Genomic DNA, 18,761 nt, shown 5'->3' with positions numbered 1-18,761 from the left:
CGCCTCTCCTCTCAATCAATCGACCGAGACCGCCACGTCCCATGAGCCGTCGACGCCCCCGACGTCGAAGGCCGTGCCCCCTCCGCTTATGGGGCGTGCGTCCCGCCCGTCGGCGGTCCGGATCCGCAAGCCGGTCGTGCAGGGCGCCGTAATGATCGCCGCGCTCCTTGTCTCGGGTTCGCTCGCCTGGGCCTTCATCATCCAGCCCAAGCTGACCAGCCAGGCGCGTGACGCTGCAAACGAAATCCGCCCGGACGCTCCGAGGGGCGGCGTCCGCCCCTCGGAACGCGTGACGGATCAGCCCGCAACCTATGACCGCCTCCCGCCGCCACGTGTTTTCGGAGCGCGGGACGAAGGGAGATCCCAGATCGATGCGTCGCCGTCCGATCCAGCGATTTCGCCGGTTGCGCACACCGCCAATTCCGGCGCGCCCGCCGCCCCTAGGCCAGGCGCGCTCGCGGCGGCGTCAGGCTTGTTCTTTCCGGAGGGGGGAGCGGCCAGACCGCCGTCCGCCCCTGCGGCCGCCGCGGCGGCGCTCGCGACCGTCGGCCCCTCCGCGACCGCAAGGGACTACGGGACGATCTACAGCCCTCACGAACTGATCGCCCCTGTGTCTCCTTATGAGCTGAAGGCCGGCGCCATCGTTCCCGGCGCGCTCCTCACCGCCGTCGATACGGGCCGGGCTGGACCCGTGCTGGCGACCGTGACGCAGAACATCTTCGACTCCATCTCGGGACGTCATCTGGTTATTCCCCAGGGGACGCGCCTGCTCGGGCGGTACGAGGGTGACAGCGCCTACGGCGATCGCCGCGCCTTTCTGGTGTGGGATCGCATGATCCTTCCCAACGGCAAGAGCCTGCTGCTGGCGCAGGAGCAAGGCGTCGACGCACAGGGTGCGGTCGGCGTCCGGGGGCAGGTCGACCGGCGTCTCGGCTCGCTTGGGATCGCCAGTCTGTTTGCGGGCGCGATCAGCACGATCGGCGAACTGGCGCGGGGGCGATCTGACGATCGCTCCGTGGTCGCCAGCGCGGGGGATGCGGCGTCCATCGAGGCGGCGCAGGTCGGAGGACGATTGATTGACCGGGAACTGGCGGTGCGGCCTTCGATCCGGGTTGAGGCCGGCACGCCGGTCAGCGTGATGATCACGCGGGATCTCATTCTGGAGCCATACATCCGATGACCCGAGCATCTCGTCTCATCCAGTGGACCGTTGCGCCGGGCGCCGGCCTGGTCCTCTTGGGCGCAGCCACCGCGCACACGCCCACACCGGCTCTCGTCAATGAAAGCCCGAGCCTCCCCGCTGGGTTCTACGTCCGGCTTCCGTTGGCCCTCCCGGAGCGCGGCGCCGTCGTCGCTATTCGCCAGCCTGACGTCGTTCGGCCCTATCTGGCGCGGCGCGGCATGCCGTCTTCCGTGCGGCTCATAAAGCGGGTCGCGGCGACGGGCGGCGACCTGGTCTGTTCGGACGGGCGATGGTTGATCGGACCCTTCCGCACCGAACCCATCAGGTCAGAGGATCGGGCGGGAGAGCGGCTTCCCGTATGGCGCGGCTGCCGCCGCCTCGCCCCCGATGAACGTCTCCTTCTGGGAGACACGTCCACGAGCCTGGACAGCCGCTATTTCGGACCGGTGAAGCTCGGCGAGATCGATGGCGTCTATCGGGAGGCCCTGACATGGTGAGACCTGTTGTTGCGCTCTCGATCCTGGCCGTTCTCGGCGTCGGCAGTCCGGCGCTGGCCCAGTCGTCTATCAGCTGGAGCGAGGCTGGCGGCCCCTTGTTCGCTGGCGTGCATAGTCCGGCGCCGCAGCGCGACGGCGAGGTTTCGGCCGAGCCGTTCCGGCTGCGCGCTGCAGAGCAGCCGTTCGCCCCGGCGGTAGCGGTTGCTGCCGAACGTCATGGTCTGGACCCGAAGCTGCTTCACGCGGTGGTGGCTGTGGAGAGCGCCTATCGCGCCCGCGTCTGTTCGTCCGCCGGCGCGTGCGGCCTGACCCAACTCATGCCCGGGACCGCCGCCGAGCTGGGCGTCGTGGATCGTTTCGATCCCGCCGACAACCTGGCCGGAGGGGCGAACTATCTGGCGCGGCAGCTCCATCGCTTCGGGGATCTCAGGCTCGCTCTCGCGGCCTACAACGCCGGTCCGGATCGCGTGGCGCGTCTGGGACGAGTTCCGAACATCGCCGAAACCCGCGCCTACGTCGTCGCCGTCATCGACTGTTATCTGGCGCTGACGGCGGGGAGGGGCGTCCGATCTTCCCGCGACTGCGGGCCGGGGGAGGTCGAGCTATGAGCGGCGTGCCGGAGATGGATGCGGACGTCGAAGCTCAGCCCTGCTTCGAGGCCTGGCTCACGCGCGCGCAGGCGTCGCTCTATCTTGAACGCAAGGGTATCCGGATGAAGGCGACGACCCTCGCCCGGGCCTATTCCACCGGCTCAGGCGGACCGCCCTGCCGCCATGTGCGCAACAAGCCCTTCTATCCCGTAGACCTGCTGGAGGCCTGGGCGGAGGCCCAGATCACGGCGCCGGTCTCCTCCTCGAGCGAACGGCAGCGGTTGCGGCGGGAGTCCCGGAAAGCAGAGCGCCCTCATGACCCCTGAGCGCCCCGATCTGGAAACCCTGATCAACGACCCTGCCGTCAGCTATCCGCTGAAGGCCGTTCTGGTCGTGTGGTGGGGCCGCGATCCCGTGGATGCGGCGAACGACGCCGCCGTGGTGGCGGAGATCATGGGCCGTCGGGCCGTCGCCCTCATCGGAGGGTCTCATGTCGCATAACGACGGTCTGGACCGGTTTCTGGCCTGGCGTCAGGTGCGCGACCTGACGGGGCTGGGGCGCACTACGGCCTGGCGGCTGCGTCGCGCCGGCCAGTTCCCTGAGCCGGTGCCGATCTCGCCGGGCCGCGTCGCCTGGCGGGCGCGGGACATCGCCGCCTGGCATGAGAGTCGAGGCCCCATCATTCCGTCGTTCACGCCAAAGCCTGCCCCGCTGACGGCGCCGGCTCGGGGCCGTCCATCGCTGCGTTTGGTCACCGCGTCGCCGTCCCGGGACGAAGGCACGAAGGAGCCTGTGGGCGAGGTTCGCAATACCGGCGCACGGCGCAGGTCCATCGTGTCTGAAGGACAACTGGGGTTTGATTTCTGAGGGCTTTGTGGCGGGGGAGGACAGGCCTGATCTTCGCCGCGCGAGACTCCCGTTGTCTGTCTAAAGCGACTAGGATCGGTTCGCCCGGTGCGGCCCACGCGTATGTACAGGCTTCGGCTAAAGGCGTGGGCGCATGCGAATCTCACATGTTCTCAACGCCCGGCGCACCCGGTCCGCCAGCCTTTGTCGGCATCAGTGCTTCGTCGACTATCGATCCCTGTCAAAGCCAACCTCCGCAGGCATCTCGAACGTTCAACTTCGAATATGCTTCTGTCCACCGCGCTTTTCTGGCTAGACTCGTCGTCATGAAGTCGGACCTCGATCATCTTCCAGCCCGTCAGCAGCAGGAGCTCGCGCATGTCCGCACGACCCTGCTGACCGAGTTCGAGGCTGCGCTGCGCAAGGGCGCCGGCGGCACCTCGGATTGGCGCAAGGGCGGCCAAGTCCTGAAGATCATCCTGTTCGGCAGCTATGCCCGGACCGACTGGGTCGACGAACCCGAGAACGGCTATCTTAGCGATTTCGATCTGCTAGTGATCGTCAGTCATCCGAAGCTGACGGACATCGCCGACTACTGGTGGGTCGCCGAGAACAAGATCATGAGCGACCCTTCGGTCGGCCGGATCGTCAACATCATCGTCCATGATCTTGCCGAGGTGAACCAGGCCATCGGCCGGGGCGAATACTTCTGGACCGACATCGTTCGCGACGGCGTCATGCTCTACGAAATGCCCGGCCATCCTCTGGCCGTGGCCAAGCCGATGACGCCCAAGGACGCCGTCGAAATGGCGCAGCAGCACTTCAACGTTTGGTTTTCTAAGATCGAAGAGTCTCTGGTTGGTGCAGAGTTCTATATCGGCAGGGGCAACAGGAAGGACGCTGCCTACAACCTCCACCAAGCGGCTGAGCGCGCCTACATCTGCTTCCTGCTGGTCCACACCTTCTATTTTCCCCGGTCTCACAACATCAAATTCCTCCGCTCTCTTGCGGAAGACGTCGACAAGCGGCTGATTGAGGCTTGGCCCCGCGAACAGAAGATTGACCGGCGTCGGTTCGAGACCCTCAAGCGCGCCTATGTCGAGGCCCGCTATTCGGACCAGTATGACATCAGCGTGGACGATCTCGAGGCTCTGGCAATGTGCGCGCGGCGCCTGCGAACTCTGGTGGGCGAAACCTGTCAGGCCAAGTTGGCAGCGCTGAGGCTTGAGGCCGAACGGTTCTGATCTTCCCTTTTTCGACCGGCCTCGCGACGCCGCGTGATCCGGCGGATGAGCTAAGCCAGCTTCTCCAGGGCTGCGTCATACCTCTCACGAGCCACTGCGAGCGTAGCACGCGCCTGTGTTCTGGATGGCTCATCCAGACTTTGGCGGAAGCCTTCATGAGCGGCGCACAGAGCAGCTAAAGCGCAGTCCCACTCGACAATAGCCGGGTCATTGAAGTCGATCATCTGGCCGATCCTTCCCTCACATCTGAGTAGGAACGGCCCAGGCTGATATTCCGCCCTGCGGCCAAACTTCGCGGCAGACCGGAGCATGCCTATGAAGGATGGTCCTGGGCAGCCAGTGCCTCCACGAGATCGGTAATTGCCTCGCGCTGACCGGTGGGAAGATCACCCCAAGCCCTTAGCAGCCGCTCAGCACCAATGACTGTGGCCTCTTCGGCGCCGTACAACTCTCCAATGCTGCATCGTAGCGCCTTGGCTAGAGCGGGCATTTTGTCGGATGGCACCCGATTCTTGCCTGCAAGGTATTTCTGAACTTGCTGGAATGAGACCCCCAGGACGTCGGCAAGCTGGACCTGGCTCAAACCGAGCGCAGCCCGACGACTGTCTATATTTTCCGCAATTCGCGTTGTGACTTCCTTGTCTTCCGCCACCTTGGCCATCCCGCACTGCCACTGAAACGACTGATCACAAGATCGTCGATTGAAAGCTAACGCAACGGCATTCTCGGCGAAATGGCGTCTCGGTTTTCGAGGAACTGAAATCCTCCAGATGCATCAAGGTGATGTGCCGATTGGCTATAGCAGCCATGCCCACACTTCCAGTTGGAAATATGTAGTCCAGCCACATAGTCGCATCTGTCTGAGTCTGACGTAGACCGCCATCAACAAGAAGCAAGGTTCGTGGGTGTGGCAATAATTTACGTTTCCAGCCTATAATTACCCGTAATCAAGCTTTACTGTAACGCAAAACTCTATAACGGTTTCGATGCGCAACACTTGGGGCGTGGGGCAAGTGCCGAACCTTCATTGGCTGCGGCGCTAGGGGCGGCCCGTCTTTCCTCCAAACATAAGGCCGGGCCGCTCTTCCTCTTTTTCCCTCACTCCGTGAGTGCGGCATTCTTACTCAGCGAAATACGGCGAGATCACGTATTCCTACGTAATCAGAATTCAGGACCAGTTAACCGAGCAAGAGCAGCCTCGACGTGCCAGCCTATGGAGGGAAAGATGGCGCGTAAGACCGGCTTTGACGAAGCTGTGAAGTTGCTGCGACAGGCGAGACTTCTTCCAGAAGAAGAAGCCCCAGACACTGACGATCTTGAGAAGATCGTATTGCGTCACACACCCACGCACTGGGAGCAAGCCGCCGATATCCTCGACGAAGTTGCGTACAATATGCAGGCTGGTGCCAGATGCGACGGTCTCGACGTCGCGGCTGTAAACCGTATCGGTTTCTGGCTGCGCCAGCTTGATGTTGACGAGCGCATCAAGCTCGCGGCGACCGCTCACGCCCCCGTGCACAGCAGAGCGGCTTAACCAGGAACCTGATGAACCAAAACCGCGGTGAATGGATGCCCCGGAGTCACAGCCTCCGGGGCTTTTTCAATTGACGTGATCCTGGTTCTCATCCGGCCGCAACGAGCTCCCGGGTTGATCTGAGCTGGGGTTGGCCGAACTGTTCGGTGAGCGCTTCTGGCTAGGTCTGCGGCGTCAGCCAGCCGAGCTTGGAGTGGGGGCGCCGTTCGTTATCGTCGCATCCCCACGCCTCCATCATAGCGCGGGCGTGCGGCAGAGAGCGGAATAACGTCTCGTTCAACAGCTCGTCGCGCAGGCGGCAGTTGTTTCAGAGGGCATGTTCCGCCTCGACACGCTGATGGTTGAAGGCGGGTCCGCCCACAAGCAGCGGAGGCTCCCCGCTGGAAAGGGGAGGGAAGCAGACCGGCATCGCCGATGCTGCAGTCAATGCAGAAGCCTTGTCGAACACAGACTAGTTTTGAAATGGGCCCGTCCAGCTTGAAGGGCGGGCTCTTTTCAGCCTGCAACATCTCACCAAGCCCTCATCTCGGTCCCGCCACGGCTCGCTGTGGCGAGACCGCTTCACAGGAGATCGTCCGTGCATAAGATCGTTGTGGAACCTCTCGGAGACGCTTGGGCTGTCTTCGTCGATGAGACGGAACCCGTCACCTTCACCACCGGAGGAAAAGCAGAAGACGCCGCGAAACGCGTGGCGTTCAGTCTGGCGCTGGAAAACCAGGAGGTTGAACTTCATATTCTCCTGCGTAACGGACAGCCTGGCGCGAGATTCATCAGATCCTGATCCGTCTGGGCTTCTTCCTGGAGTGTCTCATCCAGAAGCGCTGCGGCGTCGTTCAAGCCGAGAACCAAGGCCCAGCGTTTGAGCGTGCCGTAACGGGTGATTTCATAATGCTCCACCGCCTGCGCGGCAGCGAGCAGACCGGCGTCGAGGGCGGGGCTGCCCTTGTATTCTTCGATGATCTCGTCGCCCTCGGCCAATATGCCTTCGATTGCGTCGCAGGTCTTGCCACGCGGCGCCTTGCCGATGATCTCGAAGACCTGCTGAAGGCGTTCGATCTGGCCTTCGGTCTGATCCTTGTGCTTGGCGAACGCGGCCTTCAGTTCCGGCGCCTGAGCGGCGCGGGCCATCTTCGGCAGAGACTTCAGGATTTTCCGTTCTGCATAATAGATGTCTCGCAGCGTGTCGTGAAACAGGGTGTCGAGCGTTTTCTCAACCATGGCTTCAGGGGGCGGGGACCGGGAGCACTTTCACCGTCCGCCTCCCTCAGACGCTCGCGGCCTAAGCGTGTAGCAAAGGTCTAGCTTTGCGTTCCTGTGCGGAGTGGGAGGGGCCAATCGCTAGTGAGCCGCACGCCGCCGCTTCCGCATTCTCAACGTGGTCGACGACGTCACCCGCGAATGTCTGGCGGCGATCCCCGACACCTCTATCTTAGGATGTCGTGTCGCACGTGAGCTGACGATGCTGATTGCTCGCCGGGGCCGCCCCGCGATGATCGTCAGCGACAACGGTACCGAGTTCACGTCTATGGCCATCCTGGCCTGGGCGCAGGATCATGACGTCGACTGGGACTACGTCCGCGCCGGGCAAGCCGGCTCAGAACGGGTTTGTGGAATCTTTCGACGGCCGGATGCGGGACGAGCTGCTCAATGAGAGCCTGTTCTTCAGTCTCGACCACATACGTCAGAAGGTCGCCGTTTGGGCGCAGGGCTACAATACGCGCCGGCCACACTCGTCGATCGGCCGCCTCACGCCGGAGGTTTTGGTCGCCAGTCTGACCGCAACAGGCCGGCCCGCTGCGCAGGATGAAACCTGCGCGACCCCGGCCTGTTGCTCACCTCACGCTGCGAGGCGTAACTAACTTAAGGGCTCTGGTCCCTGCTGGATGACAACTCAGGGGCACGTCACCAGTCTTCCGTTTCGAGGGGCCAGTCCGGTTTCACCTCTTTCTTGAAATCGACGTGTCGCCTTCCACGTGAGCGTTCGAGCCGCCTAAAAGAATGGCCGAGCGAATGACGCTCGGCCTAGTCCCTGTGGGAAGCCTCGGTGGCAAGGCCCTTGACCGGACGATGAACGTCCGGTCAAGGTTCAAGCGCCGGGGAATGCGCTTGTTTGTGTCCGGAGGATTATTGCATCCGGAACTCACCGGACGTTCCGCCGGTCGGAGTAACGGCAAGTGTGCCAGTGACCTGACAGGTCGAGGGGGAGCCGGCGACGAACGCGGTCGGATCCGTCTCGATTCGGTTTGGACCCTTGCTGCCCCAATAGAGTTTCAGCGGCGCGAGATTGCCAGTGCAGGTTCCAGCCCCGGCCTGGACCGAGACGTCCAGCGAAACGCCTCCCTCGTCCGTACCCTTGGACACTTTGTGGATCGCCCAATTGGTGGTCAGCGGACGAATGACGGTTCCGCACAGACCATTACCCGGGCTGAAAGTGACGTTCGTGCCAGTGGCGTTTCCGGCGGCGTCGACGACGATGTCCATCGAGACGTGGCAGAAAATATTCGGGATCGTCTGATAAAGTTGCAGATCACCTTCAGCGCGATAGGTGCCGGGCGCCGTCGCAAAGTCCGCAGCGCTAGCGGAAGCAGCGCCAAACAAAGTTACAGCAGCAATGGAAGAGACTACAGCAAACATCTTATTCATGATCCGTGCCTTTCTTCATTATATTTTACCTGAAAACAATTTTTCAGATTAGTGAAATCTATAGCTAAAACGCATATAGTCAATACTTATATCAAAACTTCTTTGATATTGAGATCGCGATAATTCGAGGATCTAGTGTGAATACGTTTGTGGTTAACATCGTGTCGTCGCTGTTCGTGAAAGCATCGACTATTGGACTGTCATCAAAGACATTTTTTACATAGGCACTGACAACTATGCCGGATGAAAGGTTCTCAATCGAAAGAGATAGGTTGGCATTGCCCCACCCTTTAAGTCGGTCGTACTCGGTATTGTAAACGCGGAAGTAACTTTTAGCTTGGCGATAATAATCACCTCTAAGAGTAATGTTTGTTCTGCCGATATTCCAGACGTACTCGGCGCCGATACTGGCGGTCCATCGCGGAGAGTTCGGCAGCTCGTTCCCGCCGAGATCAGCCATAAAGCCGCGGCCGTTGTTAGGTGCATCCGTCAGCGGATTGTAGGTGACGCCGTATAGAGCCCAGAAGGGCGTGCCACCGACGAAGCTTGGATCAAAGGAACCGTAGTTCTTGGAACCGCCGCAGAGGACCTGAAGCGCGAGCTGGTTCAATCCGTCGCCATAGTTGCTGCGAACGATCTTCTCGACGATCGCGGTCGGTGCCACGCAGTTCGACGGCACCTGAACCCAAGGGCGCAGCACCATCCAATCGGGATTGCCCTGAGTCCGATTCATCACGTCGATGGAGCCTTCGCCATTGGCGATGCGGGTTTTGAGATAGCCGAAGTTCCCGTCGATCCGGAAGTGTGGCGTCGCCTGGTAGGCGACCTCCAGTTCCAGCCCCATGCTTTCCGCATCAAAGTTCTCGTTCAATGAAATACGGTCGACGATCTGCGAGACCTGATAGTCAGTGTAGTCGTAGTAGAAGGCCGTAGCGTTCACCCGCAGCCGCCGATCCAACAGATTGCTCTTGATCCCCACCTCATAGGCGTTGAGGAATTCGGGATCGAAGACGCTGGACTGGGGCAGATACTGCACCACGCGCGGATCGATGCCCGCGCGGGGCGGGTTGGTCCCGCCGCCCTTGTATCCGCGAGCGTAGGACGCATAGGCCATCAGATTGGTCGTCGGCTTCCAGTCCAGCACTAGGCGTCCCGTCGTCTCGGCCCAATTTTGCTTGATATCGGGAAGCGCCTCAAAGCCTCGGGCGATCGAGCCGCCGGTCAGGTGCCCGTAGCCGAGACTGTCTCGCGTCCCGAGCAACAACTGGGTCGGATAGGGCGTCGTCGTCTTGGTGTCGTCGGTGTAGCGCAGCCCAGCCGTCAGACGGAAAGTGTCCGCAAGGTCGATATAGGCTTCGCCGAAGACGCCGAAGGATTCCGTCGTCACCTCGTTCTTGCTGCGGAAATAGTTGTGCCCGTCGCCGGCGATATTATCGATCGAGGAACGGTCGACATAGACGCATTCGGTCTGGCTGCCGTCGACGCAAGGAATCGACATGCCGCTGTTGAGTGGGCCGCCGCCGGGGACCTGTATCGTATTGTACCACTGCTCGGCGATCAGGGTGAAGACGTTGTTGAAGACGTAGTAGTCATCTCTAGTATCAAACTTGAGATAGTTCGCTCCGAGGTTGAAGTTAAATCGTCCGCCAAAACTCGACTGAAGACGGAATTCCTGGAAAAATTGCTCGTTATTCGACTTGCTCAGGTCGACGGCCAGCATCCGGCTGGATGGTCCAAGCTGAGGGTCTGTGTATATCCCGCCTGGCGCTGCATTATATCTTGTCTCATGGACCGGGCTGATCTGACCAAAGACGTTTTTGTAGTCGTCATAGTCGCTACGATTGAATATCTCGTTGGATACATATCGCATGTAGTCTTGGGTTGACCAAAATTCGTCCTTTGCATAGGTCGTCTGCGACACGAATTTCAGGGATGGCGACAGGTCAAATTCGAGATTCAACTGATAGACATCATTGGTCGCACGGAATCTCGGGTCGTAGCTGGTGGCGATCTCGCGAAGGTTCGTCGACTGGGTGACGCCGGCATAGGGATTTACACCCTGAGAAATGCCGCTGATCGAAGTGAGCCTGCCGTCGATTGTGCGAAAGCCGTAGGCGATATTCGCCGCCGCCCAGATTTGCCCCATGCTGGTGCCGTTGGGTGTGCCGTAGGCCGCATCGTCGAAGAGGCTGCCGGGCTGGCAGCCCTGACTCAGAACCCCCCTCAGGAAAGAACTTGTGAGGGTGTAGCTTCCTACCTGCGCGGGACCCGGATCGGTCGTGCAAAGTTGCTTGCCGGTTCGCGAACGATTGTCGTCCTCGCCGAAATGCTCCCAAATCAGGTTGGCGCGGAAACTGTCTGTCGGTTCCCAGGCTGCCGACAGACGAACCGAGTACAGATCGCGCCCGTTGACGTGAGTCTCGTTGAAGGTGTTGTAGTCGAAGCCGTCGCGCTTGGTCAGGCCGGCCGCCGCCCGAATCCATAAGGTGTCGGCCAGCGGGATGTTGACCATCATCTGGCCGCGAACCGAGCCGTAGTTGCCCGTCTCAGCTTTCAGCATGGCGTCGAAGTCCGGACCCGGCAGGTTCGGGAACATGTTGACGACGCCCGCCGTCGCGTTGCGGCCGTAGAGGGTCCCTTGCGGTCCGCGCAGCACCTCGACACGATTCACGTCCAGATATTCCTGCTCGAACAGGCGATTGCGGATCAGCGGAGTGTTATTGAAACTCACCGCCACCGCTGGATCTGACGAAGCCGACACAGCCTTGGTCCCGATCCCCCGGATCGAGAAGTTGTACATGCTGAAATTGCCTTTGGAGAAGGTCACGTTCGGCACTGCGCGGAACAACTCGGACCCGCCCTCGATCTTCATCGCGTCAAGGTTTTCGGCCGAGAAGGCCGAAACGGCGATCGGCACGTCCTGGATTGATTGTTCACGCTTCTGGGCGGTGACGACGATGTCCTCGACGGACGTCGGCTCCTGAGCGATCAGGTTCTGCCCGCCGAGGTCGTTTCCCCCAGCGTCCCCTTGGCCGGTGCGAACCAGGCGTACGGCGCTCGGGCTGGCGAACTCGGCGCTGAGACCGGTGCCGGACAAGAGTTGGCTCAGCGCTTCATCGACCGGCAGGTGACCCGAGACGGCGCGACCGCGCAGCCCGGAGGTAAGGGATTGTTCGGCGGCGATGGAGATTCCGGCCTGACGCCCGAATTCCAGCAGGCTTTGCGACAGCGGGGCGGGCCGGATATTGAACGATGCTACCGCCGACTGGGCCGCAGCCCCCAGCGGCGCCGCCGCAATCAGCAAGGCGGCGCAGCCAGCCCCAGCCAACATGCGCAAACGCGAAAAACGGACATGCGAAGACCGCAACACCATAAGCCTCTCCCTCCCAAGAGATCGTTGTTTTGAAGGGATTGACGATTCAGGCGGGAAAGACCCTACCTCCCGTCGCGAACTTTTTTCAATTTCGCGAAGATTGTTTCAGGCGAGGGGCTTAAGCCTGTCCGCCCGTCCGTTGCTCTGAACATCCGCATTCAAGAGGGAGGCCAGCCGTTTCACCGTGTCGGCGCGGTCGTCGATCACCAGCCTCAGCGTCACGTGACGCCGGCCGAGGTCGGCATCCGCGGCGATGGGGCGGTCGTAGAAGCGATTGACGTCCTGCACGATCTGATCGACCGGGGCGTCCTCGTATGTCAGGACGCGCTGGCGCCATTCATCGACCGCGCCCGGCGCGATATTCGAGATTTTCACCGGTGCCTGCGCAGGGTGGGCGGTGTCGCGGACCTGAAACCGCTGGCCAGCGCGAAGAAAAACCGGCTTGTCGTCGCCCGCGAGGCGCCGCACTTGCACCACGCCTTCCTTGACGGCGACATCGAGGCTACGATCGCGAATGCGGACGTTGAACGCCGTTCCGATCGCGCGAACTTCGAAGCCCGCCGTCCGAACCAGGAATGGACGCTCCGGGTCTTTATGCACCACGAAGGTCGCCTCGCCCTCGGTCAAATGCACGAGCCGCTCGCGGGCGTTGATATCGTAGCGCGCCTTCGTAACGACGTTCAGGGCGACAATGCTGCCGTCCGGAAGTTCCTGACTGCGCTGTTCGCCGATGCCCGTTATCGCCGACGGTTGATGAAGTTTCCAGGCCGCGCCAGCGGCTAGGCTTCCTAAGCCGAGCACGAGAACGGCGGCGATCACCTTCCGGCGGTCGCGATGGACTGGCAGCCGGCCTGGTCGCGGAATGCCCCTCCCAACGGCGGCCAATTCCCCCCAGACCTCGTGCATGCGGTTCAGCGCGGCCTGATGCAAAGGGTCAGCGCGCCAGGCGTCGAATGCCTGCCGTTCCTCCAGCGGCATCGGGCCTCGCCGCTGAGCGGCGAACCATCGGGCTGCTTCTTCGTGAATGTCGTCGTCTAGGATCATGAACGGAGCGCTACCGACCGGAAAGTCCGGAGGACACCCTTATAGACGAACGAATAGGGCTGTTCCCTACTTGTCGAGTTCATCCGCATGCATTTTTCGGGTCAGTTCGAGCATCGCGGCCGAAATATGCTTCTCGATCGCCTTGATGCTGACCCCCATCGCCCGCGCGATCTCGAGATAACTCAGCCCGTCGATCCGGTGCAGCAGGAAGGCTTCCTTACGGCGGTCGGGCATGGTGTCTATCACTTGCAGTGCTCGCTTGAGACGTTCGCTCGCTAGGAGCGCGCGCTCGGGATCGGCTTCGGGGCAGGGGTGATGATCGTCGGCCTCGTCCGACCGGAAGAGCCGGGTCGCCAGCGCACGGGATCGCAACCGATCGATCACCAGGTTCCGCGCCATTCGGTACAAGAGGTGTGTCGGCGCAGCGATCGGCTCGCGGCGCGCGGTCTCGATAAGCTTCAGGCACGCGTCTTGCGCTATATCCGCCTCTTCGCCCTCGACGCGGCGCGTAATGGCGCGCAATCCGTCGGCGCTCGAACGAAACGCCGCCTCCAGATCCCGGGCCGTCGCAATACGTGATAGCGGCTTCACTACGACCCTCCCCGGACCATCGCTCGCTCGCGGACACTCTGGGTCAAAGGTGACGCGCGCGTCAACCCAAGCGCGAACCTACAAGCGCGAACCTAGAAGCGCTGTTGCAACGTCAACCGGACGGTCTGTCCAAGAGGGTCTTGCACGTCGCGGCCGTATCCCGGTGCGACGGATCCGTCGCCGAGGCGCGCCTCGCGTCGGGCGTCCAACAGATTTTCGATGTCGAGATTGACCTGCACGCCCCCGCTTCGTCGTTGAGGACCGTCTTCGGCGGGCATCCTCAATCCGCTTGAGGTCAGTTGAAGACTTAAACGCAGATCGACCGTCGTGAAGGGCGAGACGACGAGATCGCCCGGCCCGTCCTGCCCGCCGACGCGGCGGGTCCGATATCCGTCCTGCCACTGGGCGGATACGTTCGCGCCCCACGGCCCGCGCCGTGCGTCAACCATCACGCGGGCGTTCTGCCGCGCTAGGCCGCCGCCGTCGCCATGCAGACGATCCAGTTCGCGCAGGCCGCCGCGCAGTTGAATTATGCTCGACAGTTGCAGCGTATGATTGACGGCGATGCGCAACACCGTCGCTTTGCCCTCGCCGACCCCCGTTGGGCGCGGAAGGTTGAAGTTCAGACCCGTGCTCAGACTCTCGGTCAAGGTCGAACTGAAGTTCACCGGGCGATAGTCGATGCTGATCAGGCGGCCTTCCGGATCGCGTTGAAAACGCTCAGGAAACGCCACCTCGATCTCCTCGGTCAAGCCAGGAAGGGCGCCGATGCCGTCGGACGCCTTGGCCCTCTGATAGGCCACGTTCGCCGAAATGGCCCAGGACGTGAATGGCCCGAGAGCTGTAATCAAGGAGAATCGGTCAGATCGAGGCGGGCTCAGGTCAGGATTGCCGCCTCGCAGCGGTAGAATCTCGACCGCTTCCCCGTTTCGGAAATCGAAGACGACGATAGGGGCACCGTAGTATTCCGGCTCCGTCCTGACGATATCCGGCACGCTCTCCGTCGAACCAACCCATTCGCCATTTAGCCGGATCCCCCGATGAGGGGCCCATGACAGGCCTGCGCGCAATTCCTCGCCTCCACCGCCGCCGCTTTGTCGCACGCCTGCGCCGAATGTCGCCGCGAGATCGCCGAGCAGTCGACGCGGGAATGAAGCCGCGCCCGCCTTCGAAAGCGGAACCGCAAGAAGGGCCTGAAGATCTTGGGATTGGAACGCGTTGTCTATAGAGACTCCATCCCGCGTCCCGACTGAGCGGTTCGTCATCAGACTGGTGTTCAGGTTGCCGGTCAGCGCGCCGGCCGGGAGGTCAAGAAGCGAGCGGCGTGCGGATCCAGTGAGGGTGAACGCCTGGGAATCGTTTCTAAGATCCTGAAGCCCACGTTCACGGCTCCAGGCCGCGCGCCCGTTCAGGTTGGCCTGCAAGAACCACCCAATAGCCTGGCCGCTAAATCCCGCCGAAGCCGTCAGATTTTCGAACGACCGATCCGTCGCGACCACGTCGTTTCCAAAGCGAACGATCCCACGACTATCCTGGGTCTGGGCATTCATGCTGAATACGCCCGACCAGTCGCCAAGCGCTCGTGTCGCGCTGAGGTTGACCAAGGCGGAGGCCGACTCAGGTCGGATCGTCACGATCTCGTCGTCGGATTCGTCTCGCGCAAGATAGCCTTTTCGTTCGCCCGCTCGGAGCGCTGTGTCGCGCGCAAGCCGAAGGCCAATCTGTTGGGTGTTGCGGCCGGCGATCGCGGAACGTCGAAGATCTCCCGAAAGCGAGGATGTGCCTCCCTGGGTCGGCCGTGTACCGACAAGGCGGCCGTCGTAGCTCGAGAATTGCGATTGCAGGACAAGGTTGACGACCCGCTGTCCGGAGGCCGCGCCGTAGATTCCGCCCGCCTGTGTGGGAAGCACTTCAGCACGCACGAGCGCATCGGGCGGGAAGCCGGTATAGGCTGAAAGGTTCGGAGTGGGCTGGCCGTTAATGAGAACCATGGGCTGCTCGCCGAGCGCGAGAATCTCGCCCATTCGCTTCAAAACTTCGTCAATGCTCCACGCGTGAAGTGCGTCGATGTCGGCGCCATCCAGTTCAAGTTGAGGCGGCGTGAGTGCGGCGCCGCGTCGGCCGAACACCTCGACGTCGTCGACCTGGACGGGTGCTTCTAGCTTCTGAGCGGCGACTTGACTTCGCGACGCCTCGACCGGTTCCAGTATGGCTGCGCTGTGCCCTGTGACGAAAGCGGCGATTAGCGGCAGCCAAGCCATCTCCACACCTCGCTGAAAGGGCCACAACCATTGATGGATGTCTAAGACGACTTTTTCGCGATGGCTAGACCGGATTACGTTTTGTCCCCTCGAGAGAAGAGGCACGACTTTCCCCATGTGGTAAAAAAGAAAGCGTATTACCCCTTTTATTCAGTAATTTTGCCCGACTTCCACATTGCATTATCAAGTATGAAGCGATGATATCCTTTTTGTTTTCACGGGTTCTCTTGGTATTTTTTTGTTATTCAAATTGGCGTCTGAGAGAAATCGCGTGCACATCCCGTTCGAACTATAACCTCTCTCCGCCAGATTTAATCAGTTCAACGCTTGGGTTCCATTATGACCCGCCCCCTGCCCGACTAGGGACCTTCCCAATGTCGCAGAAGGGTCAGCTTCGGCCTTTCGCCGAGAGATCGAAGACAATGGCAGTTCCGGACTGGGGCTGCGTGAAAGCGGGCGGGCATTCAGGTGAAGGAGGCGGAAGACAAGTCGAGCTTCGTCAGTTCGGGGCGTTTCATTTCTGTTTCAAGATGATGGTCAATGTCGTTGTTTCACGACTTATCAGGAATGTACCTCAAGGCGCAAAATTATTGGCCGGTGATCTGTTGGGTTGGGCGAATTGGGTTGTTTTATGTTCGTGACGAAAGTCAGGCGTAATTCACCGGTCGTAATTCAGGCAATAGGTACTGAAAACAATCGCCTGCATATATTTAGAAATAGTCCATAGGGTCGGCCAGAAATGGAAGAAATTAGTACGATTGAGCCCGCTGCGGAAATAATTTGCGCGTGGGTAGCGCCATTGAAAGACAAAATCAAAGCATACAACGGGACCTGAAATGTTAGATTGGCAAAAGTATCGACCAAAAATTTATTTACATGATGATTATCGTGAACTCTTGTTAGTATGTGAAGGAGGAAATCTCTATAAAGTCCGTAAGGTCGCCCAATTAATATTGATACAGGTATAGCAGCGACTCTAATTTTTAAAGTTTGGTCCAGAGTGAGCCCACTTATCGCTAGTTCGACAAAGCCTCCTACGAGAAAAGAGAAGGCTACCATTGCGAAAGTGTCGGCGAGAAAACGTCTTACCTCGTGCATTGTTTAATTCTGGAAATGTCATCCATTCTGCATACGTTTATTCTATAAGGTTTGCGCAGATTTTGTTAGTCAATTCGCATCGGTATCTATTCTTTTCTTTTATCTATAATAATGTTGTTAGAAACAACTTTGGGGTAAAGAGCCGCCCGAACATCGCCTTGATCGATGCCGACTACTTTCGATGTCGAGGACAATTCATCATCCAAGGGTCCGTTGAAAGAACTTAACAACTTCTTGGTTAAACTTATCGTGAAACGAGGTTCTGTCGAACCCGGGCGTAGGTGCGCAGATGGTGGGAGCAGCTAGCGAAAGGCCAGGTGAACATGGCGGCATGAAGTCGTAGTGTCCTGCGTTTTCAACGATTCTATATTCGAGCGTCGTAGGCAGTCGGTCGCGCAGCGACTCTGCGTTGTCCGGGGAGGGCACAATCTGGTCGTTTTGCGCTTGCCATAGCTGCACGGGAATTTGGATCTTGGCTAGACTGTCGTCTGTAAAGGAGTAGCCAAATGCAGGAGCGGCTATAACGGCCGCTTTGATGCGTCCATCGGAAGGGCTCGATTTCCAAAGATCCGAGTGGATGAATCGGCTTCCTAGCAGTCGACATGCAAAGTCATCTGTATGCGAGGTGCAATATCGTCTGATCGTGGGAAAAATCGGAGATCCCACCAATCGCCGAGACCACTGTGAAGCCGCCGGCTGAGAAACCGAAGGCTCCAATCCGACTGTCGTCGATTGTGAGTGAAGAACTTTGGTGGAATGCAATTCCGGTCATATGGTCAATCAGGCGGCTCAGTTGCGGTGCGCGACCGGTTAGTTGGTCCGCGCGGCTTATGTCGCGATAGTTGTCTCCTGGATGAACCCGCCCCGAGGCATCTTCCCCGCCCAAGATGCTCTCCCTTAGGATGCCTGCCGAACCCTTTTTCTCTCGATCGTCTACTGGAAACTGCCGTTCTCGGGGAGCGCCTCCAGGTGACGCGATTCGACGTCAAGGCGTCTAAGGGCATGAGCGTATCGTCTGGATCATGAGCCGAATGTCGTGTTTGCAATGTGCTCCGAATGACCGCGCTCCGATCTGGAACTCGGCTGGGCGCGCGCCACTGCTGACCGCTCAGGAGATGGCACCGACTTGCAATCCCTTGAACCTTGATTCAAGCTTGGAGTGCGTCACCTGCGGGTGGCGTCGAGGCGTGAGAACCTCGCTTGAGACGATCTGAACATTTTCGCTCCGCGGCAGCGGTGTGGTCGGCGCGTATGTCCAGGCCTTCGGGCTAAAGGCGTTGGCGCATGCCTCAAGCATGATCTCAACACCCGGTGCATCGGCCGGGCTCGCCTCGACACCTGGAGGCGAGCCCGTGTCGGACCGGTCGAGAGAAGCGAGAGGATCACGGGGGGACACGGGCCTCGGTGATCTCTATCGCCTCTACTCCCGCTGGCTGACAGCGCGGCTTCGACGCCGTTACGGGGACGAAGCGGACGACCTCACCCAGGAAGCCTGGGTGCGCATGACGCCCTATATGCGCGAAGGCGCGATTGCTCATCCCAAGGCGCTTCTACTCAGGATCGTCGAGAATCTTGCCATCGACCGCAGCCGACGTGGCGGTCCCCGTCCGCTCGAACAGACCGACCGGGCCGAGATCCAACAGGCGGTCGATCCGGCAAGCCAGATCGACGAAATCCTGCTGAAACAGATCATTTTCAATATGCCGCCGAAGCTCCGCACTGTCTTCGTCTTGAGCCGTTTCGCTCATCTGGAGTATCAAGAGATAGCCGAGCGCCTGAACATTCCCGTGACCACGGTCCAGTGGAGAATGCGAAAGGCCCTTGACTACTGCGCAGCCCAGTTGCGGCTGTAGTCG

General features: G+C 60.3%; 18 protein-coding genes and 2 pseudogenes. 11 read left to right on the top strand and 9 right to left on the bottom strand.

Annotated elements, in window-relative coordinates; all coding sequences use genetic code 11:
- The first annotated feature begins 151 nt into the window (after positions 1–151).
- From KWG56_RS12005 to KWG56_RS11975, 7 genes are all read left to right on the top strand, one after another.
- A complete protein-coding gene (locus KWG56_RS12005; RefSeq protein ID WP_219354938.1) occupies positions 152–1,180 on the top strand; it encodes a TraB/TrbI/VirB10 family type IV secretion system protein in 1,029 nt (342 codons plus the stop codon).
- Positions 1,177–1,680, top strand: coding sequence for a S26 family signal peptidase (locus KWG56_RS12000; protein WP_219354937.1), 504 nt, complete (start codon positions 1,177–1,179; stop codon positions 1,678–1,680). The genes KWG56_RS12005 and KWG56_RS12000 overlap by 4 nt, the downstream gene beginning before the upstream one ends.
- The gene (locus KWG56_RS11995; protein ID WP_219354936.1) at positions 1,674–2,288 is read left to right on the top strand and encodes a lytic transglycosylase domain-containing protein; all 615 of its coding nucleotides are present in this window, start codon (positions 1,674–1,676) and stop codon (positions 2,286–2,288) included. Before KWG56_RS12000 ends, KWG56_RS11995 begins: the two co-directional genes overlap by 7 nt.
- On the top strand, positions 2,285–2,596 hold the full coding sequence (locus KWG56_RS11990; RefSeq protein WP_219354935.1) for a hypothetical protein: 312 nt from the start codon (positions 2,285–2,287) through the stop codon (positions 2,594–2,596). Before KWG56_RS11995 ends, KWG56_RS11990 begins: the two co-directional genes overlap by 4 nt.
- A complete protein-coding gene (locus KWG56_RS11985; RefSeq protein WP_219354934.1) occupies positions 2,586–2,771 on the top strand; it encodes a hypothetical protein in 186 nt (61 codons plus the stop codon). The genes KWG56_RS11990 and KWG56_RS11985 overlap by 11 nt, the downstream gene beginning before the upstream one ends.
- Entirely contained in the window at positions 2,761–3,138 is a 378-nt protein-coding gene (locus KWG56_RS11980; RefSeq protein ID WP_219354933.1) for a helix-turn-helix transcriptional regulator, read from the top strand. Before KWG56_RS11985 ends, KWG56_RS11980 begins: the two co-directional genes overlap by 11 nt.
- Positions 3,139–3,443: 305 nt before the next feature.
- Positions 3,444–4,361: a HEPN domain-containing protein gene (locus tag KWG56_RS11975; RefSeq protein WP_219354932.1), complete on the top strand. Its 918-nt coding sequence runs from the start codon at positions 3,444–3,446 to the stop codon at positions 4,359–4,361.
- A 313-nt stretch (positions 4,362–4,674) separates the two neighbouring features.
- Here the strand turns inward: KWG56_RS11975 and KWG56_RS11970 are convergent, their stop codons facing one another.
- Entirely contained in the window at positions 4,675–5,022 is a 348-nt protein-coding gene (locus KWG56_RS11970; RefSeq protein WP_219354931.1) for a helix-turn-helix domain-containing protein, read from the bottom strand.
- Positions 5,023–5,586: 564 nt separating this feature from the next.
- On the opposite strand from KWG56_RS11970, the gene KWG56_RS11965 reads away from it, so the two are divergent.
- Positions 5,587–5,895 carry a hypothetical protein gene (locus tag KWG56_RS11965; RefSeq protein ID WP_219354930.1) on the top strand — a complete coding sequence of 103 codons (309 nt, stop codon included), beginning with the start codon at positions 5,587–5,589 and terminating at the stop codon, positions 5,893–5,895.
- Between the two features lie 169 nt (positions 5,896–6,064).
- Here KWG56_RS11965 and KWG56_RS19075 read toward each other — a convergent pair.
- Positions 6,065–6,199: pseudogene (locus tag KWG56_RS19075) on the bottom strand (integrase core domain-containing protein); the annotation flags it as partial.
- Between the two features lie 425 nt (positions 6,200–6,624).
- Positions 6,625–7,113 carry a YciE/YciF ferroxidase family protein gene (locus KWG56_RS11955; protein ID WP_219354928.1) on the bottom strand — a complete coding sequence of 163 codons (489 nt, stop codon included), beginning with the start codon at positions 7,111–7,113 and terminating at the stop codon, positions 6,625–6,627.
- A 127-nt stretch (positions 7,114–7,240) separates the two neighbouring features.
- On the opposite strand from KWG56_RS11955, the pseudogene KWG56_RS11950 reads away from it, so the two are divergent.
- A pseudogene (locus KWG56_RS11950) lies at positions 7,241–7,782 on the top strand (integrase core domain-containing protein); the annotation flags it as partial.
- Between the two features lie 237 nt (positions 7,783–8,019).
- Here the strand turns inward: KWG56_RS11950 and KWG56_RS11945 are convergent.
- From KWG56_RS11945 to KWG56_RS11925, 5 genes are all read right to left on the bottom strand, one after another.
- Complete coding sequence (locus tag KWG56_RS11945) at positions 8,020–8,538, bottom strand: hypothetical protein (protein WP_219354927.1); 519 nt, start codon at positions 8,536–8,538, stop codon at positions 8,020–8,022.
- A gap of 91 nt (positions 8,539–8,629) precedes the next feature.
- Positions 8,630–11,911, bottom strand: coding sequence for a TonB-dependent receptor (locus tag KWG56_RS11940; protein WP_244999495.1), 3,282 nt, complete (start codon positions 11,909–11,911; stop codon positions 8,630–8,632).
- Between the two features lie 105 nt (positions 11,912–12,016).
- The gene (locus KWG56_RS11935) at positions 12,017–12,955 is read right to left on the bottom strand and encodes a FecR family protein (RefSeq protein WP_219354926.1); all 939 of its coding nucleotides are present in this window, start codon (positions 12,953–12,955) and stop codon (positions 12,017–12,019) included.
- A 66-nt stretch (positions 12,956–13,021) separates the two neighbouring features.
- Positions 13,022–13,546 carry an RNA polymerase sigma factor gene (locus KWG56_RS11930; protein WP_219354925.1) on the bottom strand — a complete coding sequence of 175 codons (525 nt, stop codon included), beginning with the start codon at positions 13,544–13,546 and terminating at the stop codon, positions 13,022–13,024.
- A 92-nt stretch (positions 13,547–13,638) separates the two neighbouring features.
- Positions 13,639–15,807, bottom strand: a complete 2,169-nt coding sequence (locus KWG56_RS11925) for a porin family protein (protein ID WP_219354924.1) — start codon at positions 15,805–15,807, stop codon at positions 13,639–13,641.
- Between the two features lie 374 nt (positions 15,808–16,181).
- Between KWG56_RS11925 and KWG56_RS11920 the strand changes: the two genes are divergently transcribed.
- On the top strand, positions 16,182–16,448 hold the full coding sequence (locus KWG56_RS11920) for a hypothetical protein (protein ID WP_219373666.1): 267 nt from the start codon (positions 16,182–16,184) through the stop codon (positions 16,446–16,448).
- A gap of 31 nt (positions 16,449–16,479) precedes the next feature.
- On the opposite strand, the gene alaE is transcribed toward KWG56_RS11920, so the two are convergent.
- On the bottom strand, positions 16,480–16,905 hold the full coding sequence (gene alaE / locus KWG56_RS19070) for an L-alanine exporter AlaE (RefSeq protein WP_219354923.1): 426 nt from the start codon (positions 16,903–16,905) through the stop codon (positions 16,480–16,482).
- A 1,295-nt stretch (positions 16,906–18,200) separates the two neighbouring features.
- On the opposite strand from alaE, the gene KWG56_RS11910 reads away from it, so the two are divergent.
- On the top strand, positions 18,201–18,758 hold the full coding sequence (locus KWG56_RS11910) for an RNA polymerase sigma factor (RefSeq protein ID WP_244999494.1): 558 nt from the start codon (positions 18,201–18,203) through the stop codon (positions 18,756–18,758).
- Positions 18,759–18,761 lie beyond the last annotated feature (3 nt).

Source organism: Brevundimonas nasdae (genome assembly GCF_019395145.1).
In the GTDB taxonomy this organism is placed as follows: Bacteria; Pseudomonadota; Alphaproteobacteria; order Caulobacterales; family Caulobacteraceae; genus Brevundimonas; species Brevundimonas nasdae.
This window is presented reverse-complemented; position numbering and strand designations above follow the sequence as displayed.

What these genes read in the sequence shown, in the direction of transcription:
- KWG56_RS11985 (WP_219354934.1), top strand. Translation starts at nt 2,586, where the DNA reads ATGACCCCTGAGCGCCCCGATCTGGAAACCCTGATCAACGACCCTGCC.
- KWG56_RS11965 (WP_219354930.1), top strand. Translation starts at nt 5,587, where the DNA reads ATGGCGCGTAAGACCGGCTTTGACGAAGCTGTGAAGTTGCTGCGACAG.
- KWG56_RS11910 (WP_244999494.1), top strand. Translation starts at nt 18,201, where the DNA reads ATGATCTCAACACCCGGTGCATCGGCCGGGCTCGCCTCGACACCTGGA.
- KWG56_RS11940 (WP_244999495.1), bottom strand. Translation starts at nt 11,911, where the DNA reads ATGGTGTTGCGGTCTTCGCATGTCCGTTTTTCGCGTTTGCGCATGTTG.
- KWG56_RS11990 (WP_219354935.1), top strand. Translation starts at nt 2,285, where the DNA reads ATGAGCGGCGTGCCGGAGATGGATGCGGACGTCGAAGCTCAGCCCTGC.
- KWG56_RS11945 (WP_219354927.1), bottom strand. Translation starts at nt 8,538, where the DNA reads ATGAATAAGATGTTTGCTGTAGTCTCTTCCATTGCTGCTGTAACTTTG.
- alaE (WP_219354923.1), bottom strand. Translation starts at nt 16,905, where the DNA reads ATGCACGAGGTAAGACGTTTTCTCGCCGACACTTTCGCAATGGTAGCC.
- KWG56_RS11935 (WP_219354926.1), bottom strand. Translation starts at nt 12,955, where the DNA reads ATGATCCTAGACGACGACATTCACGAAGAAGCAGCCCGATGGTTCGCC.
- KWG56_RS11970 (WP_219354931.1), bottom strand. Translation starts at nt 5,022, where the DNA reads ATGGCCAAGGTGGCGGAAGACAAGGAAGTCACAACGCGAATTGCGGAA.
- KWG56_RS11955 (WP_219354928.1), bottom strand. Translation starts at nt 7,113, where the DNA reads ATGGTTGAGAAAACGCTCGACACCCTGTTTCACGACACGCTGCGAGAC.
- KWG56_RS12000 (WP_219354937.1), top strand. Translation starts at nt 1,177, where the DNA reads ATGACCCGAGCATCTCGTCTCATCCAGTGGACCGTTGCGCCGGGCGCC.
- KWG56_RS11920 (WP_219373666.1), top strand. Translation starts at nt 16,182, where the DNA reads ATGTCGCAGAAGGGTCAGCTTCGGCCTTTCGCCGAGAGATCGAAGACA.
- KWG56_RS11980 (WP_219354933.1), top strand. Translation starts at nt 2,761, where the DNA reads ATGTCGCATAACGACGGTCTGGACCGGTTTCTGGCCTGGCGTCAGGTG.
- KWG56_RS11925 (WP_219354924.1), bottom strand. Translation starts at nt 15,807, where the DNA reads ATGGCTTGGCTGCCGCTAATCGCCGCTTTCGTCACAGGGCACAGCGCA.
- KWG56_RS11975 (WP_219354932.1), top strand. Translation starts at nt 3,444, where the DNA reads ATGAAGTCGGACCTCGATCATCTTCCAGCCCGTCAGCAGCAGGAGCTC.
- KWG56_RS11995 (WP_219354936.1), top strand. Translation starts at nt 1,674, where the DNA reads ATGGTGAGACCTGTTGTTGCGCTCTCGATCCTGGCCGTTCTCGGCGTC.
- KWG56_RS12005 (WP_219354938.1), top strand. Translation starts at nt 152, where the DNA reads ATGATCGCCGCGCTCCTTGTCTCGGGTTCGCTCGCCTGGGCCTTCATC.